Here is a 21,639-nt window from a genome sequence, read left to right on the forward strand (position 1 = left end):
CATAATTTGTAAATACAATTTAGCAAGTATGCCCAGTGGTATGAAATGCAGGAGAGAGAGAAGGTGAAGTTCATCTTGCGGGGAGGGAAGCTAGTGGAAAAAGTACAACTATTCGAGCGCTAACGGGGTAGTTGCGCAGTAATTTTGCAAAAAACATAACACGGTATATCAACAGGGGGCTGGTTACCTAAAAAGGATATCTTTCCACCTTCGTCTGAGGGAGATTTTGCTGGGGGAGCGCTCAAAAGACAAAAAAAGCCTTCTTCCAATTTAACGTTAACAACACCCGTTTTTTTGGATTGGTCTAGCTTCAGTTGTTTGTCTTTGTTAGTAAAAGAGAATGCGCTCTTTTGTCAGCCGTTTGGGATGGATCCTTGGCCTGCCACCCTTTTTCCTTCGCCCCTTGCTGGTTCGCGTCTTGACCCAGTTAAGATGGTTTAGAAAATCCGTGTATTCTCCAGTCAAATACAACCGGAATACTGCTAATACTCGCCCGATTCGCTGGTGGGGGGCATGGCGCAAACGAAGGTGCTCACATAGCACATAAGCAATCAGATTTAAATAAATCTGGTTCCATACCGCGGCCGGTGTACAACTGCTGTACAGTTTTTTGAGGTGGAGGCTCGACTTCATGAACTTAAAAAAGAGTTCCACCTTCCAACGATACCGGTACAACTCCGCCACCTCTGCCGCCGTCACATCCCAGCGATTCGTCAGGACACGAGCCGGGTGAGATTTTCCTTTCTTGTCCACATAGGTGTACTCCACGAGTCGAAACCTACCTGTTTCCCCGGTTTCCGGCGAAGTGATTTCCACCGTGGCATCCTGTTTCAGAAAAGGCTTCGTGACTTTCCGCGTCCGGAGAACCTTCGCCTTGCTATTGTTCTTCAGACGGGCAACAAACTTGATTCCACTGCGCTCCCAGGCTATAAATTGCGCATAATGGATGTAGCCCCGGTCCAGCAAATAAGTGAATGCTTTCTGGAGCACCAGGTGCTTCAGGACTTCCGAATCCAAGTCCGCCACCGTTCCAGTGGACAGCACCGAAGCAGTAGGAATGGCGCTAGATTCGCCGGTTAACTGCACGCAGGTGTGCAGTTTCACCGCATTCGTCCCGGCTTGCTGAAACGCCCACTCCCCGCGAAGCTTTCCCACGGTTATGGTGGAGGAATCGACGGCTGCTAAAGGACCGAGTTTCTGTAAGTGCTTGGGCAGAGGAGGTCCTTCTCTTTCCAGTAACTGCTGGAGGCGGGAGTGATAGAGGTCTCGCAGCTGTTCAGGTGGTAATTGGCTGAGCCTCCGGTTCAGAGACGATTGGTGGATGGAGGTCACCCCGGTCCACTCTTGATAGCACGGCGTCCGCACCAGAGTGTCTACTATATTTTGTACTCCGGGACGACGACTCAATAGGGCTTCTAAAAAAAGAAAGACAGTACTGCCCCAGTTCAGTTTTTTGGCGTATCGGTCACCGAACAACAAGCGACTCTTCGTTTCTAACCATGAAGTGACTTGACACAACAACCCTTTTTCCGCTAACTTATAAAGCAAGAGATCTCCTTTCGTGGGTGTCGTAACAACTTCTACGATAAAGGAATCTCTTTTTTTGTGCAATTTTTTGGACTTCCATTACATGGTAGGTTGTTTGCAAAATTACTGGTAGTTGCGGGTAGCAGTTGGATAAATAACACTTATTTTGTGCAAATCCAGCCGATTTCATAGAATCGGCTGAAAGAAGTGCCTTTTTTCCAACTGCTGCTTGAAAGGGGTATGATTTGGCGGGAACAAGTGCTCTTTATCCAACTGCTATGTTCTCTAGTGGGTAGGCTGCAGGAGGGTAGACCCCACTGTCCAGCAGCACACCGCGATTCTAGCGGAAACTTGTCTCTCTATCAGAGTCAGCCCTACCCTTCTCAGGGTGCAAACACCTCCGGGTTGTCGCTCGTCCAAGCGCCGACGCAGCCGATTAGGCAGGCGATATAGGTTCGTAGCACTCTACCTTCCCTGCCATACTCGTATTCTAATGCGATGTTTATGCCCTCGCCCCGCCAGGCGATAATGCGGCCGGAAAATCCGGGCCATTCACATTCTTCATCGAGCTGCGGAGGGCCATAGGCCGCGATCGCTTCCTCAGGCGAAGAGTTCATCGTAATGTCCTCAGGTAAAATAACGGGATAAGGCACTTCGATCTTGCCGCCCGAACCAGGGGGAAGGAAGTGGATAGCGCCGATGATCCAATCATTGGGATCCGTATACTGTAGTCCGGTCAGCTCATTGATTTTGGGGATACGGTAGAGATCCATCCTCAGAGAGGCTTTTGCGCACGGGATCATGGTGTCGTTAAAATAGCTCTTTGCCGCAGGCATGCGCTTAACGCCATAGGGCTTAAGCACGGCTTGGACCCTCTTGGGATCATACGGCTGGCCCAGCATGCCGATAAGCTGAACGGCCGGCTCTTCCACCCTATCCACATTCATATCCATATTCATATTCATATTCATATCCATATTCATGTCCTCCTCTTCACCTGGCTTGTACTCTGGTAACCCGTTCCCATTATAACAAATAACGCACTCCCCTACATATCTCAGGGAGCGCGTTAAGGTGTACCTGTATCGAAACTCAGGTCCGAAATTATGGACGTACCATAGACACTGTACCTTCACGGGAGCTTCTGCCTATCATCAGCTGCACCGCGATCATGAGCACAGTGACTACAGCTAAGCCGGTTAAGGCAAGCTGGAATGAGCCCGAAGCATCCAGGATGCGGCCCACTGCGAGGGGACCCAAGGCTCCGAGAATATAGCCGCCGCCCTGGCTCAGTGAGGACCAGGCGCTGGCCTCTTCCGCCCGCTGAGTCATGAGCAGCGGCAGCATGAGCGCCAGCGGGAACAAGCCTCCGGCTCCGATCCCAAGCAGGACTGCGCTCAGGAACGGTGAACCTGAGCCGAGCAGGAGCAGCAGCCCGCTTAGCTCGAACAGGCTGCACAGCACCAGCCATAAGGTTCGCCGCTGGAACCTGGCGACCAGGACAGGCACCAGAATACTCACCGGAATCTGAATCAAAGTGAAGAGTGTGAGCAGGTTGCCCGCATCATGGCGGCTATAGCCCATAGACATGGCTATCGGGGCCAGCCAAGCTGTCAGCGAATAGAAAACACTGGCCATTAGGCCGAAGAATACGGTCAGCAGCCAGGCCCGCTTGTTCGCCACGGGCAGCTTGGCGTGCACACTCTGAGCCTCCGGCTGCAGCGACTTTGCTGTAATTCTCCACCAAGCCGGAAGAGCTGCCAGGGAGAGTACCGCCCATACGGCCAACGACAGCTGCCAGGAACTGTCCAACCAGGTGAACAAGGGAACAGACAGCCCTGCTGCCAGGGAAGCACCCAGCACTAAGGAGGCAGAATACACACTTACCATAGCCGAACGCCCTGGGAAATAACGCTTAATGAAGCCTGACAACAGCGGACCGGCGATTCCGATTCCCACACCTGCTGCGAGTGCGGTCAGAATGAGCCCAGAGGCCGAGGATAACACGCCCCGCGCGGCAGTTGCCGCCCCGATGAGCACCATGGATGCAAAGATTGTACGTTCCATTCCGAAACGGCGGCTGATGCTCACTGCAACCGGTGCGAACAGGCCCATACACAGAACAGGCAGCGTAGTCAGCAGACTCGCTTGCAGGCTGCTCATAGCCAGGTCCCCCTGAATATTGCTAAGCAGCGGAGAGACGGACGTAATAACCGGACGCATATTTAATGAGGCAGCCAGTAGGGCGATGAATAATAACAGGAAAGGCAACGATATCAACTCCAAGCCATAATTTGTGTGTTTCTTGTCTAGCTCGAGTATATATGCGCGCCTTTCATTGTTCAATACTATTATTTCTATTATTATAATAGTATGTAACTATGATTATTCTCTGAACGGAGTGATTCATTTGGAAACCCGCCATTTGCATTATTTTCTGGCTGTGTGTCAAGAACTGCATTTCACACGGGCTGCCGAGAAGCTGGGAATCAGCCAGCCCACGTTAAGCCAGCAGATCAAGGTGCTGGAAGGTGAGCTGGGGCTCCCCCTCTTCGACCGGATCGGCAAAAGAATTGCTCTTACCGAGGCCGGAGTACTGTTGAAGGAGTATGCAGTCCAGATGGTGCAGAATGAACACAGCGCCAAGGCGGCCATGGACGAGCTGCGCCTGGACAACCGCGGCACCATCCGGCTCGGGCTGCTGCCTTCCGACCTCGATTACCAGTTAACACCGCTGCTGGTTAAATTCCACGAGGATTATCCAAATATACGGCTTCAGGTGTTCGCCTCGACGGTCATTCAGCAGGAGGTGCTGGATAACAAGCTGGACATCGGGATCTGTCTCCAGGGGCCACGCGATGAACTGCTAACCAAGGTGGATCTAGGCTGGGAGCCGTATCATCTGATTGTCCGGGAGGATCATCCTTACGCTGCCAAGAGCCATATCGAGCTGTCCGAGCTTCAGCACATCCAGCTTGTGATGTACCCGCGGACTTTTATCGGCAGAGAGCTGGTGGAGAACAGCTGCCGGGAAGCCGGCTTCGCGCTGGAACCGATCATGGAGACCGGATCGGCCACCTCGCTGATCCAATTGGTCCAGGCCGGAATCGGCGGTACCGTACAGCCGGGAAGCATCATGGACGCCATGAAGAACAGCGGACTGTGCTCCATTCCCATCCTGAATTCGCCGCCGATCCGCAGGCTCAACTTAATCTACCGGGCAGACCGTTACATTAGCAGGGCAACCCATACTTTTATCAGCTACCTGAAGGAGTTCTGGATGGATCATTTGGACAACCCGGCGGGTTCAGGATAGCTGATGAACGCTTCACGATGAACAGCATCCCACTCCAGTGAGCCGCCAATCGCATCATTCACGAAGCGCAGAGGGATATAGAGCTGCTTGTTCACCTGCTGGAAGGCAGCGGAATAAGTGATCTGCTTCCCGTTCACAGAGGCGTTAGTGCTGCCGATCTTCATGCTGCCCTGTGTGAGCAGATTCTGAATGGTGAGCATTCTGGAATGCTCGTCGTATGTAATGGCCGCCCCTCGCACATACAGCTTATCCAGCGAGAGCATGACTGTATTGTTGATGAGCGTAGCGCCCCCTGCGGTTGAAGTAATCCGCTCATTGTTCAGATAGACCTGAATCGCGGATGCCCCGGCTGTGGCGGACCGGGTTGTAGCGGAGGCAGCAACAGCCGGGGCAGGAGAATGAGTCACGCTCGTGACAAGAACACTAAGTCCGATGATCTGCATGAGTTTTTTGAATGTAATCATAACGTACCCCCTCTATTTCTCAGAAAATACCATATTTCCTATCATAGCATATTACAGATGGAACAGCCGAATACTAAATGGTAGACTAAGCAGAAACGGCTTTGCTGTCCTTTTAGGGACGGCACCGTTTCAGCGGGAAATATAAGGAAAATACACTACTCAACCGTTAACGAATTGAGAACTTAGGAGAGAATAACCCGATGGCCAAATGGGATAATATGCTCGCAATGCTGTGGATGCTGAGGTCCGGTAAGAAGCTTACTGCCGCACAAATCGCAGACCAGCTGGAGATCAGCGTCCGCACGGTATACCGGTATATCGATGCCTTATGTGCCAGCGGGGTACCGGTGGTCGCCGAATCAGGACATGACGGCGGGGTACATATTCTGGAGAGCTTCAGTGAGACGCCCCTGTTCTTCAGCTCCATGGAGCTGAGAGCGCTGCTCGATGCCTATAAATTCGCGCAAAGCGCTGGCTATCCCTACGCCCTGGAGCTGGAAAACGCACTCAAAAAGGTAGAGAACGGGCTGCATGATGAACAGCGCCAAGACCTGTCGCTGCACACAGGCAGTCTCGATGTGATCGCTCCGTCCCGTCCCCCGTCTGTGGTCCCTTTGCTGCGGGAGCTGGAGCAGGCTGTGAAGGCAGGCCAGACGGTCCACCTCACCTACCGGAAAGTGAATGCCGTACAGGACGAGGAGCGCGAAGTCGATCCGTATGGTCTGGCTTACGACCGTTCCGAATGGTATATGGTTGGGTTCTGTCACCGTTCACAGGCCATGCGGACCTATCGCGTGGACCGCATTGTCAAGCTTGCGTTAACGGAAGCCAGCTTCCCTAGGCCGGAGCCCTTCTCGGTATCTGACTATTTCCGCAGCCAGCTGGAGCCGGAGCCCGAAGAAAATGCCCCTCTGCTCGTGATCCGTATCGAAGGAGAGCCGGATGCGCTGAACAAGCTATGCGGCAACTGGCATCTGCGGCACTACCTTACAGAGCGGACCGACCGGGAGGCGAGGTTCCTGCTGGATGCCCCCTCTATGAATAAATACCTTCCCAAATATCTGCTCAGCTTCGGCACTTCCATACGTATTCATGAGCCTCTGGAGCTGAAGGAGCAGATTCAGGAATTGGCCTGTGCGATTAGCAGACATTACAGGAACGATGGTGAATGAACTTCACTTACAGCCTCTTCCAGATTTCCCCGCGAACTGCAGAATCGAAGGACATTCCGGTGGATGGAATGCAACAAGAAATGACTAGGGTATTCTGCCAAAAGAAGCAGCTCCTGCGGCATAATTGCGGCAGGAGCTGCTTCGTTCACCTTATGTGCTGAGGGGTTGTTGCCATTAAGCGCCGGCCAAGGCCGTAACCTGAACCTTGAGCTCATTTACCTGCTTGCGCATGTCTTGAGCTTCCTTCTGCTGCTTCTGAACTACCGTGGTCAGTACGCCGATAATGTCCATCAGTACTACAGACTTGTGATCTGCAGTGGAGAAAATCTGTGGCACATCCTCGGCGATGAAGCCGATATTCTGCTGCTTGCCGTTCTCCGTCTTGTAGTTGAAGGTCACCGGCTTCAGCTTGTTCAGCAGCTCCAGCGCCTTCTTCACCGGCAGACTGGCAATGTTCTCCTTGTAGGTCCGGGAGGAGGTCTGTGCGAAGTTCGTTGCCCGCAGGTTGCCGTTCACATCCAGCTTATAGTTATCTGCGGGCGCTTTGCCAATCCCGACATTGCTGCTGGAATCTAGCGTTAATGCTCCCGCCACCTGGACCAGTTCATCATAGACGGCATCCTGGCAGACCAGCTTCTGCATACTTCCCTCAATGCCCGCCTGCCATGCATTTGCCGTAGTATCCCAGAGAATCTGTGCCTTCTTATCCTTGCCCCGGTCAAGCTCGATCCCCCGGCTAACCGTCAGGCTGCCGCTGATCTTGGCATCCTTCACGTTCAATGTATCACTGAGGGTTAGTTCCTTCGCTGACAATGTACCTGTGAAGGCGGCGTCCTTCGCGTTGAACGTTCCTGTAAATTCGGCATCCGCTGCCTTTAGTAACGTGTTGATCACTGCGTTCTTCACGGTTAAGGCCCCGTTCACAACAGCGTCAGTGACGGTTAATTTCCCGGATACCGCCGCATTACCGTTCACATCCAGCTTGGCGGCTGGTGCGGCGGTGCCAATCCCGATGTTGCCTGAAGCCACCTTCAGCACAGCACTCAGATCCGTAAGCTCCTCATGCGAATGATCGCTGTACGAGAGCTGCTTCAAGCTGCCCGCAAGTCCCAGCTGCCATTCAGCCATCGCTTCGTTCCATACAATCTGTGCATTGGCACCTGTGCCTCTGCCCACATCAATCCCCCGGCTAAGCTTGAGGCTGCCGGTAACTTCAGCATCCTTCGCGCGGAGCATTCCGCTACATTCGGCATCCGCAGCCGTTAGCTTGCCGCTGACTGCCGCGTCTGTAACGGTCATACGTCCGGATACCACCGCATTGCCGTTCACCTCAAGCTTGGCGGTTGGTGCTGCGGTGCCTATTCCAAGATTCCCGGAAGCAATCTTCAGCACTCCCGTCAGTTCTGACAGCTCTTGGTGCGTATGGCCATTGTAGGATAGCTGCTTCATGCTTCCAGCCGTACCAGCCGTCCAGGCATCCAGTGATTCATCCCAGAGCAGCTGTGCCTTCTGCTCCGTTCCTCTGTCCACTGCAATTCCCTTATTGACCGTAAGATCGCCGGTGATGGCGGCATCCTGAGCTGTGAAACCTCCGCTGACGGTGACCTCCTTCAGTGCAGCCAAGCCGCTGATCTTTACACTTGCTGCTGCCAAGCCGCCGCTTAGCGAAGCCTCTGTAACCGTCAATGATCCGCTGACAACGGCATTCCCCTTCACCTCCAGATTAGCGGCCCGGGCATCCGTACCAATCCCGATATTGCCTTCGTCAACAGTGATCGCTCCTGACAGAGAAGCATACTCGGGGTGGGTATGTCCCTTGAACTCTATGGCCTTCAGGTTATCTGAGACTCCGGCCAGCCACACATCGGCAGTCTCATCCCACAGCAGCTGGGCTGGAAGCGCAGTGCCGCCGCGGAATACCTCCAGACCGGCATTTTGAACAAGCGGAGTCTTCTGAGGGGTATACTTGTTGACTCTTATGATGTTGTCTTCAACCTCAAGTGTAGCCGCATTGATCGTCACAATGTCGCCATTCACCGTCAGATTCCCGTTCACGGTCAGATCCTTGGATATGGCGGCGCTGACTGCGTTAAGTTCCCCATTGATTGCCGCATTGCCTTGTACATCGAGCTTGAATTTAGGGTTGAAGGTCCCTATACCGACCTCTCCGCTGCTGGTAACGCTGAAAGCACTGCTTCCTCCCGGTACCTGCACATCCAGCAGGGCCAGCGGATTCGTTGTTCCGATGCCGACATACCCCTTCGCATCCGAGAACAGGGCAACCGTATTGCCGAGTGAATTGAACAGCTTGTTCTGGCCGCCCTTCCCGGTGCCGAATTCAGAGAAGGTGACCCCATCGCCATAGAACCAGGCATTCTGCTCATTGTTCCAATAGATCCGGGCATTCGGCTGAAGAATTCCGTCTTTGTTCAAGCCGCGCGGAGCTTCAAACCCTCCGGCAGTAACATTCCCGGAGATAACCGCATGCTTGCTAATCACAGCGCTAGCTGCATCAATCCCTTTGTTAAAAGAAGCTGTCCCTTCAAATACAGCATCACTATGAGCCGTCAGCTTGCCTGAGAAGGAAGCCGCTCCAGAGACCTCTGTCTCTGTCCGGAAGACCGCCTTGCCTGCCACATCCAGCACTTCAGTGGGATTATCTGTGCCCACCCCCATCTTGCCGCTGCGGGTCAGGCTGAGAACCGTTCTGCCGGCAGTACCCAGCTTCCAGCGGTCCTTAGCCCACTTGATCTGCGCATTAGTCTCGGTGCCTTGCAGCACCTCAATGCCGTCTCCGACCGTCACTGTTCCTGCAATTGCCGCGCTGGCAGCAGTGACTGCTCCTGTAATCGCAACACCTGCAGCCTTCACTGCACCGGACGCCTGAACATTGCCTGATGAATCCACTGCCAGCGCAGCACTATCCGTAGGTGTAGCAAGCAGCCACTGGGCCTTGACCTCATCCCAAGTAAGCTTGGCGGCAGGCTGATCCGGGCCGCGATAGATCTCAAGTCCGCCGCCCGCAAGCGACTTGGCTGTTCCAGCATCCTTATTAAGGGTAATCCAGGGGCTGCCGATATCCAGCTCATCTGTGGCAATTTTGGCCGAGGTCCCCCGGATCTCCAGCTCTCCGGCTACCGTCAGATTACTGCCCACAGTCAAATCATGGTGAATATCCACATTCCCTTCGGCGCTGGCGCTGAGAGCCAGGATGTCACTCTTCGGATTGTACAGCTGGCTGTGAAGATGCAGAGCATCCGCACTCGCCATCTGTGTGAGCTTGTCCCAGGAGCTGCCGCTGGCAACATTCTCCAGTGAATTTCCGATACCCACCTTCCACTTCCGCTCGCTTTCGTTCCAGAACATCCGGGCAGGCGGCTGCGATTCCCCCCGGAACACTTCGATGCCGCTCTCGGCGGCTGGCGGGGTATCCCCTGCGAATTTGTTGATCTCAATGATGTTATTGGTGACAACCAGATCTTCACGGTTCAGCGTGGTCGTGGTGCCTTTGACGATCAGGTTGCCGTCTACCTTAACCAGGCCCTGAACCGCCAGACCTCCGCTGACCTCCGCCCCGTTATTGACGGTCAGGGAGCCCTGCACCTCAGCATCATTAATCATTTCAAAATCACCGTCTGCTGTAATCTGGACAGCCGTGTTGCCCGTGCTATCGCTCAGGGAATTGTGCCGGTGCAGGCCATCTGCATCCGAGCTGACCCCTCCGGTCAACGCGTCCCAATTACTCCCGTAGGCAATATTGGACAGTTCATCGCCGAGTCCCAGCTTCCATCTGCCATCCGTCTCGTCCCAGAGCAGCTTGGCGCTCGGGTTCAGCTTGCCCCGGTAGACCTCAATGCTGCTCTGCTTCAGGGAGGAACTGTTCCCCTCGAATTTATTGAGCTCAATCCGGTTGCTGACCACCACCAGATCTTCCTTTTTGACGAAGGTAGTGGTGCCCTTGACCGTCAGATTGCCTTCAATCGTAGCCGATCCTCCGACACTCAGGTCGGACTTCAGCGTGGTACTGCCCTTGGCCAGCAGCGTACCGCCGAGCTCCATATTCCCGGATGCGGACAGCCGTCCCTGGGCGTCTGCCGACAGAATCGTTCCGCCGGACGGCGTACTCAGTGTGCTGTGCTTGTGGGAAGCATCCGCCACAGACCCGCTGGTCAGTGTGTCCCATTTGTTCCCGTAAGGAATGTCGGACATGCTGCCTTCAAGCCCGATTCTCCACTTGCGGTCTGCTTCATTCCACTCCATGCGTGCTGCCGGAAGCTGGCTGCCCCGGTAGACATCCAGCCCTCCCTTGTTACCCAGAGCTGTGTGGTCTTCCGCCTTATTGACCGTAAGGAAGCTATCTGCCACCTCCTGCTCAACCTTCCGGATGACCACCTCTTCTTCCCGGACAATCAGCTTATTCACGGTCAGGGTCTCGCCGACCATCAGCTCATGGGGGATATTCACATTACCGTCCGCACCGATCTCCAGCGCAAGCAGGCTCTTGTCTTCGTTATGGAACTGCCTGTGGGTATGCAGAGCATCTGCATTCCGGTTGCCGCCGGTCAGCTCCTCCCACTGCTTCCCGTCAGGAATATTGGTCATATCCCCGCTCACGGTGCCGGTCTGCCAGGATTTCGCAGCTTCATTCCAGGCTATCTTGGCATTGGGCAGCGTGGCTCCCCGGAAGACCTCCAGGCCATCCTTCTGGGATACCAGTGTACCGGATACGCTCATTCCCCGGTCAACCAGGACCGTCCCCTCGTTGTCCGTGCGAAGTGACGGCTTGCCATCCGCAGCCATCAGCTGGCTATGGCTATGCAGACTATCCGCATTCGCACCGTGATGCAGCTGCTCCCAGTCTGCTCCATAAGCCACCTCGAACAATCCGCTGGCCTCGTCACCCGCCTGCACTTCGGTTCCAATCATCCAGCTCTTATTCTTCTCATCCCATTGCAGCTTGGCGCTGGAATGATCCTTGCGCAGGATCTCGATCCCCATCCGGTCATCTTCAGCCGCATTCTGATTCAGGGTGACCTTGCTTCCGCCGATGATAACCTGGGGAACATCCAGCATCGCCATCCCCCCGCTGACTTCAATCCCTTGCTTCGCGGAGAAAGGCCCCTCCATGGTTGACGCGCCGGAGACCTCCAGATCGCCGGACTCATTCACCTTGAACACCGCTGCGCTGCCCGAGGTTACAGATAACGTGCCGTCTATATCCACTGATCCATAAGTGCTGATAGCTCCTGCCTTGATGTCGCCAGTGAACTCTGTCAGCACAGCGTGAACGTTAAGCCGGCTCCCTTCCTCGCCATCAAGGTCCTCCGAGTTGCTGAGGAAGGGCGTTTCAGGCTTCTTCTCTTTGCCGATAATGATCTGATCCGCCTTAAGCACCGTCCCGCCTGCGGCCCTCGTCACCAGCTGAGACCCGTCCACATCCGTCTCGTAGATCCCGCCGATCGTTAAAGTGCCATCCTGGGAATGCTTCAGATTCACCCGGGCCAGCAGGATATTCTGGTGTACATCTGCGGGCTTCCGGGAGCTTACTTCTATTTTGGCCTGCTCCAGCACATGGATGGGATTATCTCCTCCCTTGAGCACTTCGGCGTCAGTTAGCTTCTCCTGATAGCTGATGGAAATATAGATCTGATCCGAAGTGCTGTACCCCGAGAGGTTAATCACCCGATCCGGCTGAGTATCACTGACCATAATTTCCTGGCTGATCTCCTCATTGTGCTCCGGGTCGGTGACACGGTTGAGAGCAAAGCCCGGAGCGATCTCAACGGTTATCCCGTCCCGCATGGTGACCTTAAGCCCATCCACGACTCCCCAATCATGGAAATGACGGTTATGCAGCTGCCGCACACGCTTATGGTAATTCTGATCCAGCGTCAGATCCTCTTCCTTCAGCAGCAGCCCGTTGAAATAATTCATGCGTTTCATATCCTTTGGCACAATCCCACTCCTCCCGGCTCTTCATAGTTACAGCTTGATTAGGCCTGAACGGACTCCTCTTCTGCGGCAGCCAGCTCCTCCAGCACCTGAATAGCCCCGCTGATGCGTGTCAGGGTATATCCCAGATTGGTACGCTTCTCGTCCAGCTCCTGGATCATTTGCCGCCCGGATTCCAGCTCTGCCTTCAGTTCGTTCATACGTGCTTCCAATTGTTCTTTCATAAGTTCATCCTCCTAAGGTTTAGGCACCCTGCAGGGTGTCGATTTGTTTTTGCATTCTTGTAATTGCCTTCTGCTGATCCTTCATCACGCTGGTCAGAACGGCAATGATATCCATCCCGCTGATCGCCCGCTGCTCCGGATCGGCCAGAACAGCCGGTACTTCCTCCGCAATGAAGCCGAGGGTCTTTGGCTTGGTGCCTCCTTTGTATTTAAAAGAGACCGGATTTAGCCCATCCAGCAGCAGCTTCGCTTCCTTGACCGGAATATCCGCAATATTGTCCTTCAGCTCGCGCGAGGACCACCAGTACATGCTGCCGTTGGCATAGACCCCGCCGCTGGCATGAAGATAGATGCGGTCGCCGGCATCATTAGAGACTCCGATGTCCAGCACGCAGTTCTCCCCGCTGGTTGGATAGTACTTAATCCAGGCCGAGTCGCCGCTGCCGCCGCCGGGATCGGACGGGAAGATAATCCCGTTGTTGCCGCTGCCCGCGCTCGGGATCAGGGCATTTCTCACTTCCAGGCTGCTGTGGACAGAAGCGTAGGACCAGTCGTTGCCGTAATTGAGCACCAGATGGCTGCCATTGTCGACTAGCGCCCGGCCGGGAGCCCCGCGGCGTCCGGGATAACCGATGTAGAAATCAGCGCAGCGTACAGTGGCGGCGAATTCCTCAGCCACATCCAGCTTTTTGAATTTGCCGGCGAAGTTGAATACCTCAGTCTTGATGCTGCCTTTGATCTCAAGATCACCGCCAATATAGGCGCCCCCCTTCACCTGCAGGGAGCCATTAACATCGAGATTATCCCAGATGGAGACTCTGCGGACTCCCGACATCCCGTTACCCGCGATCATCAAAGAATTGTAGTTCGTGGTATCGTTACTGATCTCGGCATTCTTGGGGGATTGACCCGTGAAGCCTGTCCATCCAGCGGTGAAGCGGACCGGATTCTGCCCGCTCAGGATACGCATTTCCCCTGCCACGTCCAGCTTGTCCGCAGGCTCCAGTGTGCCGATGCCCACGTTGCCGGAAGCTATCAAAGAGATATGGTCACTCCTGTCATTGGAGGTACCAATCTCCAGCGTGCAATCCTCGCCTGTACGGGGATAGTACTTGATCCAAGCCTGATCATACCCGCCTCCGCCCGGATTGGCCGGGAATATAATGCCGCTGTGCTCCCCGTTACCCGCGCTAGGAATAATCTCCTGGGAGGCCTGCATTGTCCCGTTCACATACAGAAATCCGTTCACATCCAGCCGGTCCCAGATGGCGACCTTTCTCTTCTGCCCGGCAGAGTTATTGCCGACTATCATCAGGGCCTTGTAGTCTGTAGTATCGTTACAGATCTCCGCACCGTTCGTCTGTTTGTCGGGAAAGCCCGTCCAAGCGGAGGTGAAGCGAAGCGGGTTCCGGCCGCTGAGCAGGCGTACGCTGCCCTCGACATCCAGCGAATCCTCCAGCAGCTTCTGCGAACCGATACCGACATAGCCGTTCTTGTTCCAGGAGAGCGCCTGCTTATCTGTGCGGGAGCCGTCGGCGTTAACCGTCCGGGTACCCAGTGCCCCGCCGCTGCCGCCGAATAACACCGGACCCTCTACCTCTGCCGCAGCGAAGGGCTTCCCGGCTCCGAACCAGCCCAGGCCATGCGAATGGTCAACCGTGTCCGGGTTCGTCCCCTTCAGCAGCAGGATTCTGTCATCCTGAAGGGCAAGATCGGCATCACTGTACAGCTTACCCGCCCCGGTGAAGCCGAAGCTTAGGCCTGATGGCGAAGACAGCTTACTGTGCCGGTGCAGCAGATCAGCGAATTCAGACTTGATCAGGCTGTCCCACTCGTTGCCGTAGGCAATGGTCTTAAGATCGTTGCCGAGCCCGGCCTTGAAGCATTTATCCTCCTCCACCCAGACAATCCGCGCATCATGCTTGCCCCCGTCGCCCCGGTATACCTCCAGTCCGCCATCACGCGCACCGGGAAATACATAGTTCGGATCATCCGTGTTGGGGCTGTTCACCTCAACGAAGCTGTTCATAATCCGCATCTCGCTTTGGGCCTTGTCCTTGCTCTTCAGAATCAGCTCGCCCTCAATCGTTAACGCTCCGGCTACGCTCATAGCCCCGGTGAAGCGGGTCTCGGGAGCTCTGATCTCCAGCACTTTGCCAGCCTGCAGTGTAGACATGGACGGCATCGCTGCCAGAACGGCTTCACTCAGCCCCGCACTGTCCATGCTGTCTTCACTCTGAACCGGGATCACCAGCTTCTCCGTGACCAGCTTCTTGCCGGCGGCACCGGCATAGGTTCTTAAGGGCGTCCGGGCCGCATCGCTGTCGTAATCGTATATACATGTACTGTCGATGGTCACTCCCGCCCCATCGGTACGGGGAACCACCCGGGCCAGAAGGATCGTGTCCGTGCCCTCAGGCTTTGTGGTCCCATAACTGATTTTCCCGCGCTCCCAGATATGGATCTGTTCCCCTTGTCCACGCTCGATGCTGTAGTCGGCCTTCACCTCTTCATAGCTGACCCAGATGTAGATATTCTCATTGGCGTTATACTCGGAGAGGTTGACCGGATTATCCGGATGCCCCTCATAGATCAGGATTTCCTGGCTGATGCTCTCATACTTGTCACCATTCTTGACCAGCACCAGATTCAGGGCCAGCCCCTCCGCAATGCTCACCTTCATGGATTCCCCCGGCTTCGCAGAGGGCAGTACCTTGAGCCCGCAGACAATCCCCCAGGTATGCAGATAGCGGTTATGCAGCCGCTGCAGGCGCAGGTGAAACTCCTGATCGAGCATGTAATCCTCAGCGTTCAGGAAGAGCCCGTCAAAGTAGCGCATTCTTCTTAATTCTTTTCCCATGATTCGCTTGCCTCCCGGTCTATAATCTCTATTGCTCTGTCATACCCCCGACTAAGGTCTCCATTCCCACACGCCCATAGACCCCCAGACGCATAGACGGGACTTCAATATTCAAGCTGGAATTGGTGTAAAAGGGCCGCTCCTTCCGGATCACCTCCTGCAGATTGCGCACCTTCTGCTCCAGCAGGCTCCGGCTGTACGCCGGGAGGATGATATGGACGGAGAAGTAGCTCGGCTCGGCCGCCCCGACCATCGTATTAATGCCTATACGCCGGGCATTACCGAGACGGACAGGCTCCTCGTAGCTATAGATATGGATGGCCGCCTCTTCACCGGCGTGAACCTGCAAATATTCGGCCAGACCGCCCAGAGTTCCGCGTTTCTTATAGAGCTGGACGATGCTGCTGATCAGCTTGCGGTTAACGGTGCTGCGGGTGTCCGCAAGCGGAAGAATCTGCGTAGGGGCAAGTGTGCGCTTCTGATTATCCTCCTCACCGTCATACTCCACGCCTTCGGCCAACTGCAGGCCTACCCAGCCTGCAAGCCAGGGCAGAAACTGTGAGGGAGCAGTCTGCGGATCGAAGTATTGATGCAATCCGTCCAGCAAAGCCTCCATGCCCACAGATTCCGCGCCTGCTGTCCCCGTATTGCCCGAGAGCATGGCTTCGAAGGCCTTCAGGAACCGTCCCAGAAAAAACTGTTCATCCGTCTCCCCCGCTTTCTGCTGGAACACCCGGGGGAGATACTCCACATAACTGTACCCGTCTGTCTTGCTCATGCTTCCACCTCAATCTTCAGGTCCTTCAGCTTAAATAACTGGAACGGCAGCAGGTCAGGCGAGTCCAGGTTCACGCTGGTTACATGATCAATACCCGCGATTCCCTCTACCAGATGATACAAATCCGAGGCGTACAGCTTCCTCCCCGGAAGCCAGCCCTGTCCGTGCTCCCCCCCGTTAACCGGGTCCAGGAACTGTACAATGCTGTCATGAACGATGCTCCCGATGCTCTGATTCCTGGCGGCAACCGTCATCTCAATCACAACATCCCGATAATCCGGCTCAACAACATGGACTCGGGTCGTCAGCAGCTTGCTCTGCTCCAGGATGGCTTTAACCTGCTGCTTGATCTCCGCCATGTCTCTGCGCAGATCCTGCTGATTCGCGGTCTGGAGCACCAGAATTACGGACACATGCCCGAAAGCTTCTTTATCCCGCCCGGTGCCGTTCTCCATATCCGTATTAATCAGACAGAGCGTACGGACCGCAAGATCAGGATACGTGGTCCGAAGCCCCGGGATATCCAGCAGGCTCTGCCTCGCCAGCAGCTGGTAATCTTCTGCCGTCACAGCCCTGTAGCATTCGGAGAACTGCTTCGCCCCGCGGGATATTCCGCTGGCCAGCTCCTCCCCGTCCTCCAGGGTGATACCCAGCAGCTTGAGGAACTGCTGCCTGCTCTCATCGGTCACCTGGTCAAGTCTGTAGAGAACCATCTCCGTGAAATAGGCGAACAGCTCCACCAGGGTAATGCCGGGATCGGAGGGATTATAGTTCGTCCAATCCGGATCGTAAAGCGGAATCAGCGCAGTGGCATCGGCCACAAGCTGGTCAAAGCTAAGATCATCCAGCTTCAATACTGGAAGCGGCATAGGTTCTTCCTCCTTTCTGTATTTACGGCTCCAAAGTATTACAATGCGGACACCGCACCACTGTGTCCGGAATACCGGACAGCCCCTTCAGATACCTCCGCTCTTCCCTGCGGATTGTCTCCAGCCCGCACGCTGCCGTGGTTGCGGTCAAATCATGCAGCAGGCCCGCCCGCTTATCCATAAGATACGGAAAGGGATGTTCCTCCGGCTTGTTCACCAGATGCAGCCCGCCGCAGATCAGCTCATCCTCTTCCAGATGAATATTGCCGCTGGCGAGGGTACGGATCTTGAGCGGTGTGGTGTTGATGTATTCATCCGTCCGGCTCAGGAAGACAATATCCTTCTCCTCGAATACAGCGGTCTTCACAACAAAGGTTACCGCCCCCGAATCCAGCCTACTCAGGATATACGTCCGGACCGTCAGATCATCCGTCAGATCAAATTCCAGATCGCTGCCCTCGGGATAGCTCTCTGCAAGCGGTTCTTCGTCAAGGGTCTGGCATTCGAGCATGTCACCGTCGATGGTGAGGACAATCAGCTCTACCGGCTTACGGGATCTGTAGCGGAGCCTGATGATTCCGTTCTCCTTGAACCCTCTGAGCACAAGCGATTTCACTTCATCCCCGGCATCCACCGGCTCGGCAAGAGCAAATTGAAGCGCGTTGTCCTCAGAACGGACCAGACTGTATTTCGGATAAGCGGCCTGTGGTTTATACGGTCCGTTCTCAAGCGGCTCCAGCTTCAGCGTGAAGCATTGCACTGAAGCTTTGACGATCACATCCGATACATAGTCAACACCCGGCGTATTCTTAATCACGGCATAGACCTCGGAGACATACAGGTTCTGTCCCAGCTCCCAGCCCTTGTTCCCGTCTGCGCCCTTCAGCGGATGAAAAAACTGCTTCAGGTTGTCGATGATCCGTCCCTCAGCTACCTTCCGCTGGTCCAGAGAGGTAAAGACTACGGTTGCCTCCACAGCCGTGCGGACATAATCCGGGCCAATAACTTCAATCCCCGGCTCTGCGGTGTTCAAAGGGGCCGATATGCGTTCACACAGATAGGCTTCAATCTCACTGCGCAATTCCTGGCTCGGGAACGGCCTCGGATCATCCGTCTCCGGCACCACGATCAGGGTAGCTCTACCCGGGGTGAACTCCAGCTCCCGGTTCATAGCACTTAGACATTTCACCTTGGCGATCTGAGGCATCGCCTCACGCACCAGCCATTCCATGTCCTCAGCGGTTACGCCCCTGTTCCAGCTCTTCAGCGTATGCGGTCCGCGAAGCTCAGCCTGCTCTGCTTCCTCCTGATCGAAGCCGCCGTCCGCCGCCACCGGATTCGTTACGGAATCCAGCCAGCTGTAGCTGTCCCATATCCGGGATACCGAGCCTGCGGCAACATTCCCGGACGCTCCGCCGCCATGCTTGTAGTCACACACGATGTTGTCTATGCCCATAGGCGGAATCATGCCGCTGCGCCCATCCCCGAACATGATCATTCCGGTGCTTCTGTCCAGCATATAGTGCCTTGAATCTGAACCGGATACGGAGAACGTATTGACTTCCTCCCACGGTATCCATATCCCCTGACCGGTGGCTTCCCAGACCTTGAGAAGCTGGCCTGGCAGCACGGGTATTTTGGACAACTGAACGGTCTGATTCTCCTCACCATTGCTGGAGCCCAGAAGCTCTGCCGAAACCGTATTGGAATTGCGGGCCCAGACCGCGTTAGCAAGAATGGCATTCACCTGCGGGACTATCTCGAACCGGCCTTCATCCAGCCGGGCACGTATCCAGTACTGCTCCGTGCCGAACAACGGCCGTCTCGCAATATCTCCCGGCACGGCAAACTGCAGAATCTCCCTGCGGGTGAAGCCTCTGATCTCATCATTCACGCTGAGCGTCAGCCATCTTCTGCCGTCCCAATACTCCCACGCCACTACCGGACGTCCCAGCTGTTCACCCGTTAGCGGAAAGAAGAGCGACACGGGCAGATCGCTAATATCACGGTCAAAGCCCAGGTAGAAGGTCGGCTCCGTCTCGGTGCACGGATAGAAGGGCTTGAAATATTCACCTTCGTTGCGGCAGGCCGCCGACTTATCAGCGAAGCTGAAGTTATTCTCTTTAAGCACGGTCTGCGGGTGCGCCTCCAGTGTGTAGCTGTAGGCTAAACTGAGTTTACGGATGGAAGGCGGCGCGTATGTCGCCTGGGTCACCTTGAGCTTGGCTACATTGATGCTTCCTTCTCCCAGCTTGACCTCTTCATCCTGATATTCGTATTTCGCATCCTCGCCGTAATTCCCGCCGGTGATGCGGGCCCGGACCCAGTACTGCTCTTCACCGCCCAGCGTCAGCTTCTGGATACCCGGACAGACGAAGCTCAGCGTTCCGCTGGCAGTAAGGCTGCTCACCGCACGGAGGGCAGCACCGCCATAAGCTGCACCGCCTTCGTCCGTTCTCTCCTCAAGACCGGTGATCGCAAGCCATTCCTGCCCGTTCCAATATTCCCAGCCGAGTCTCACATACGGTGTGTCCGGCAGCTTGCTGATCTCCGGCTCTGACAGCTCCACCCTGAGCGTAATCCGGGCACCTGGCTTCGAGAAGGCCTCTTTGCAGGCGATGTAGAACGTATCATTGATTCTGGGCTTGTCCCCAAGCGGATAATAATCCTTGCCCATATCCAGCAGGTTCCCGTTATTCACCGTCACATCCGGCGGGAGCGGCTGCGGACTCACCACGTTAAGCTCCAGGCGGATATCTTCAATATCCGGCATTCGCGTACCGGCGGTTATAGGCTTCTTCAACTCGGCGAAAATCCACTTACCAGGCCATTCCCGCAGCGCCCCGGACGGCTCGTACCCGGCCAGCGTCTTCGTATGCACGCCAGTCAGCCGGTCGAACCGGACCACTGCCCTCCACAGAGCATCTTCGTCCTCTCCCGCTTCGGCTATCGAAGAAGGATACAGCTGCATAGAATTCCCTTCTTCATCGAAACAAAACCAGTCGATATGGTTCAGCAGATCCCCGGTTCTGTCCTGCTCCGGCGCGGCCTTGCTCAGCGCGGCTGCATCCGGCTTGTTGAAATAGACGGATAAGCTGCTGCCCGCTTCCTGGAATCCGAGCAGCTCTGTGTGTCCCAGATACAATCTGTGGACAACTGTCGAATCCCCTCTGAACAGCCTGGCAGGTCTGCCGGCAGCTCCCCCAGCTAGCAGATGATCCTGATTGCTCCACTGGTCCTCCTGCGGATCGAGACTTACCGCCCGGACAGGCTGCGCCATAATGACGGTCAAATCCTTGTCCGTCTCAAAAACCACCTCCGCCCCCTGCTCCGGCTGGGCGGATACCCGGGTTCCGGCCGGAACCGTGTTATAGCTGCCCGAATCCGGCTTCAGCCGGAAGAGCAGCGGAACTTTGGCAGCACGGGGCGGAGTAGGATGAATGCCGATCAGATTCAGGAAGGAGGTGAAATTCTTCGCAGGCGCCTGATTCAGCCGGCTGATCACTTTGCCCATCATCCCGGTGAAGATATGGACCAGGGCATCTGCCTTCTTGTCTGCCTCAAGCTCCGGCACATCCGTCCATTCCCGGCTGCAATATTGGTAGATTAAGCGTCGTAGCTCGGGAACCAGCTGTTCCTGTTCCCGTTTATCAATAATAGGCATTTGGTTTGGCATTATTTCCCCACGCTTTCAAGGAAGAATGGATAGACCAGATTATATTTGCTGTTGCTGGCCCTGATCGAATAGTCAATGGACACCTCAAGCTCAGAGCGGTCTGAGCGCGGGGTGACCGTAATGTCGTCCACTTCAATGCGCGGCTCCCAGTTCTGCAAGGCTTCTTCAATGAAGCTTCGCAGCAAGGTTGCAGTGCTCATGGTATTGGGTGAGAACACCAGCTCGTTCAGTCTGCAGCCGAAATCCGGCCGCATGACCCGCTCGCCGCGGGCCGTTGACAGAATCAGAATAATGGATTCCCGGATGGAGTCTTCTCCACCGGAGGATCGGACGCTGCCCCGCTGGACAGCAAGCGGATACGTCCAGCCCCGTCCCAAAAAATCTACAACTTCCATCTCTCAGCCTCCTAGTAAGACCGTCCCCGCAGCAGACACTTTCCCTGCCGGAAGGTCGGCCGGATCATTGCATGTCACCGCCGGATCCCCGTTTCTGGCAGCCTTTTTCCCGTTGATGAATACCGTTGCGCTTCCGGCGCTGATGGTCCCCTTATTGGTCGGCGGCTTCTGAAACGGGCCTCCCTGCGGAACATGGGCCGGCGTATTCGTAGCCGTAGAATCCATAGTGGCGGCTGGCTGCCCCATAATCTTGACATTCGCGCTTAGCGCACCGTCCAGAATCCCCGTGAAGGGATGAGGCAGCGGGGTGGGAACCAGTCCCCCTCCGGCCGGAAGCATGACGATATGTGTATCGGTATTCAGAATCCGGTCCCCTTGCTTTGCTGCTGGCTGGCCCATAGAGGGC

The 21,639-nt window shown here is 55.4% G+C and carries 14 protein-coding genes; 2 read left to right on the forward strand and 12 right to left on the reverse strand.

Annotation, left to right across the window (positions count from 1 at the left end; translation table 11 throughout):
* Window positions 1-327 precede the first annotated feature (327 nt).
* The 3 genes from NSS83_RS06340 to NSS83_RS06350 form a co-directional block, all read right to left on the reverse strand.
* Window positions 328-1,611: an IS4 family transposase gene (locus NSS83_RS06340; protein ID WP_341186521.1), complete on the reverse strand. Its 1,284-nt coding sequence runs from the start codon at window positions 1,609-1,611 to the stop codon at window positions 328-330.
* Between the two features lie 299 nt (window positions 1,612-1,910).
* Complete coding sequence (locus NSS83_RS06345) at window positions 1,911-2,504, reverse strand: hypothetical protein (RefSeq protein ID WP_341185287.1); 594 nt, start codon at window positions 2,502-2,504, stop codon at window positions 1,911-1,913.
* 127 nt (window positions 2,505-2,631) lie between these two features.
* Window positions 2,632-3,813 (reverse strand): MFS transporter, encoded by a 1,182-nt coding sequence (locus NSS83_RS06350; RefSeq protein ID WP_341347899.1) that lies wholly within the window; start codon window positions 3,811-3,813, stop codon window positions 2,632-2,634.
* A gap of 115 nt (window positions 3,814-3,928) precedes the next feature.
* On the opposite strand from NSS83_RS06350, the gene NSS83_RS06355 reads away from it, so the two are divergent.
* A complete protein-coding gene (locus NSS83_RS06355; RefSeq protein ID WP_341347900.1) occupies window positions 3,929-4,843 on the forward strand; it encodes a LysR family transcriptional regulator in 915 nt (304 codons plus the stop codon).
* Here the strand turns inward: NSS83_RS06355 and NSS83_RS06360 are convergent.
* Window positions 4,813-5,307, reverse strand: a complete 495-nt coding sequence (locus tag NSS83_RS06360) for a copper amine oxidase N-terminal domain-containing protein (protein ID WP_341347901.1) — start codon at window positions 5,305-5,307, stop codon at window positions 4,813-4,815. The two genes, NSS83_RS06355 and NSS83_RS06360, sit on opposite strands and share 31 nt — an antisense overlap.
* Before the next feature lie 200 nt (window positions 5,308-5,507).
* Between NSS83_RS06360 and NSS83_RS06365 the strand changes: the two genes are divergently transcribed.
* A complete protein-coding gene (locus tag NSS83_RS06365; protein WP_341347902.1) occupies window positions 5,508-6,479 on the forward strand; it encodes a YafY family protein in 972 nt (323 codons plus the stop codon).
* Window positions 6,480-6,653: 174 nt separating this feature from the next.
* On the opposite strand, the gene NSS83_RS06370 is transcribed toward NSS83_RS06365, so the two are convergent.
* The 8 genes from NSS83_RS06370 to NSS83_RS06405 are packed head-to-tail and all read right to left on the reverse strand — an operon-like array spanning window position 6,654 to window position 21,632.
* On the reverse strand, window positions 6,654-12,434 hold the full coding sequence (locus tag NSS83_RS06370; protein ID WP_341347903.1) for a tail fiber domain-containing protein: 5,781 nt from the start codon (window positions 12,432-12,434) through the stop codon (window positions 6,654-6,656).
* A gap of 38 nt (window positions 12,435-12,472) precedes the next feature.
* Window positions 12,473-12,655: a hypothetical protein gene (locus NSS83_RS06375; RefSeq protein WP_036701070.1), complete on the reverse strand. Its 183-nt coding sequence runs from the start codon at window positions 12,653-12,655 to the stop codon at window positions 12,473-12,475.
* A 19-nt stretch (window positions 12,656-12,674) separates the two neighbouring features.
* The gene (locus NSS83_RS06380; RefSeq protein WP_341347904.1) at window positions 12,675-15,515 is read right to left on the reverse strand and encodes a tail fiber domain-containing protein; all 2,841 of its coding nucleotides are present in this window, start codon (window positions 15,513-15,515) and stop codon (window positions 12,675-12,677) included.
* A gap of 28 nt (window positions 15,516-15,543) precedes the next feature.
* Entirely contained in the window at window positions 15,544-16,293 is a 750-nt protein-coding gene (locus NSS83_RS06385) for a phage tail protein (protein WP_341347905.1), read from the reverse strand.
* The gene (locus NSS83_RS06390) at window positions 16,290-17,162 is read right to left on the reverse strand and encodes a hypothetical protein (RefSeq protein WP_341347906.1); all 873 of its coding nucleotides are present in this window, start codon (window positions 17,160-17,162) and stop codon (window positions 16,290-16,292) included. The genes NSS83_RS06385 and NSS83_RS06390 overlap by 4 nt, the downstream gene beginning before the upstream one ends.
* 22 nt (window positions 17,163-17,184) lie before the next feature.
* A complete protein-coding gene (locus NSS83_RS06395; protein ID WP_341347907.1) occupies window positions 17,185-20,838 on the reverse strand; it encodes a putative baseplate assembly protein in 3,654 nt (1,217 codons plus the stop codon).
* Entirely contained in the window at window positions 20,838-21,233 is a 396-nt protein-coding gene (locus tag NSS83_RS06400; protein ID WP_036701060.1) for a GPW/gp25 family protein, read from the reverse strand. Before NSS83_RS06400 ends, NSS83_RS06395 begins: the two co-directional genes overlap by 1 nt.
* A gap of 3 nt (window positions 21,234-21,236) precedes the next feature.
* On the reverse strand, window positions 21,237-21,632 hold the full coding sequence (locus NSS83_RS06405; protein ID WP_341185277.1) for a PAAR domain-containing protein: 396 nt from the start codon (window positions 21,630-21,632) through the stop codon (window positions 21,237-21,239).
* Between the last annotated feature and the right edge of the window lie 7 nt (window positions 21,633-21,639).

The organism is Paenibacillus sp. FSL H3-0469 (genome assembly GCF_038051945.1).
Taxonomy (GTDB): domain Bacteria; phylum Bacillota; class Bacilli; order Paenibacillales; family Paenibacillaceae; genus Paenibacillus_AQ.